Annotated in this window: 1 protein-coding gene; it reads right to left on the bottom strand. The window is 42.2% G+C overall.

What is annotated here, in order from left to right; all coding sequences use genetic code 11:
* A partial coding sequence (locus tag PLJ10_08315; GenBank protein ID HOK09651.1) for a PASTA domain-containing protein occupies positions 1-1565 on the bottom strand: 1565 nt, incomplete at its 3' end.
* Positions 1566-1603 lie beyond the last annotated feature (38 nt).

Genomic DNA, 1603 nt, shown 5'->3' with positions numbered 1-1603 from the left:
TAACTTCCGGGCGGAACTTGTGCACCTGCTGGTGGATTCTGGCTAATAATTCTACCTGCTGGAACCGTATTGCTACATTCTTCTGTGACAGTTCCTAAAAATAATCCTGCTGAAACTAAGGTAACATCTGCATCTTCTTCTGTCATGCCGACCACATCAGGTACGGGAATAGGACATGGTCCTGTAGAGACAACCAGATTGACCGGTGTTTCCGGAGGAACATGTTCACCTCCTATTGGGTCCTGACTGATAACGTACCCTGCTGGAACCGTATTACTGCATTGGGTTGTAATTATGCCCACTGTAAGACCTGCGGAAATGATTTCATTTTCGGCAGATGGTTGAGACATACCCACAACATTAGGCACAGTACCCGTTGGGCATGGTCCTGTAGATACTGTAACATTAACAGCACTACCTGGTGCTGCATTCTGCCCACCGAATGGTGATTGAGTGATAATTTGCCCTTCAGGGACAGTAAAACTGCATTGTTCAGTTACTGTACCTAATACGAAATTCGCATCTACAATAGCCTGTTCTGCATCTTCTAATGTCATCCCGATAACATTAGGCACAACATATTGCCAGATAAAGTACGGATACGTTACACCAGACACAATTCCCCATACTGTTCCAAAAGACCATAAGAAATATGTGGACTGCTGTTTCATTTGGTCTGTTGTTCTACCATTACCACCGCTTGATGACGATTGACCTGAAGCCTGGGTATCCCAATAGCTCATTAGTACAAAGGAAAGGAAGAAACGATAGCCAATGAGACCTCCCACATTAGACTCGCCACTAACAGCACCTGCGGAATATGTTTCAAATATCCATCCCCAGGACATGCTACCTAATAAACCGCCAACATTATTTCCACCTGCTACTGGTCCTAATGCATAGCACCTACGTAAAGAAGCGTTCCAAGCCGTGTTTGCTCCTACAAGTCCGCCGACGTTAGATACACCAATCACAGCACTTGTAGAATAACATTGGGTTATAGTTCCCGAATTACTTCCAATCAAACCGCCCACATTGGTAACACCTGTTACTGTTCCGATAGAATAACATTTATTTGCAGTATTTTTATTAACTCCAACAAGTCCGCCTACATAATTTTCTCCTGAAACATAGCCATTTGAATAACATGTATCGGTTCTGCCTTCATTAGAACCAACAAGATTCCCAACATTATCATTACCAAAAACGACGCTGTTTTCTATTCCCAAATTCTGAATAGTAGCACTACTGCTTGTTCTACCAAATAGACCAACATAGTTCTCCGTAGGACGATTAATATACAAGTTTAAAATTACATATCCTTTCCCATTAAATGTTCCTGTAAATGGTGTTGCACCTGAACCTATTGGCTGAAATCCAGCCCCACCATTCCACATCACAGTGTCACTTGCATCAATATCCTGAGTCAATTCATAGGACCCATTCAACGGATACTCAGGGTCATTCCCTATCTTCTGCAAGTCTTCAACTGTGCTGATTAAAATGGCAGACCATGCGTTACCAGAAATCATTATAGTAAACAAAACTATAATTAGTCCTGTCATAAATGCATACAGTCTTACGTTTCCTTTTCCTGACACTT

Source organism: Candidatus Hydrogenedens sp. (assembly GCA_035361075.1).
Taxonomy (GTDB): domain Bacteria; phylum Hydrogenedentota; class Hydrogenedentia; order Hydrogenedentales; family Hydrogenedentaceae; genus Hydrogenedens.
Note: the sequence above shows the minus strand (reverse complement) of the source record. Positions and strands in the feature narration are given on the sequence as shown.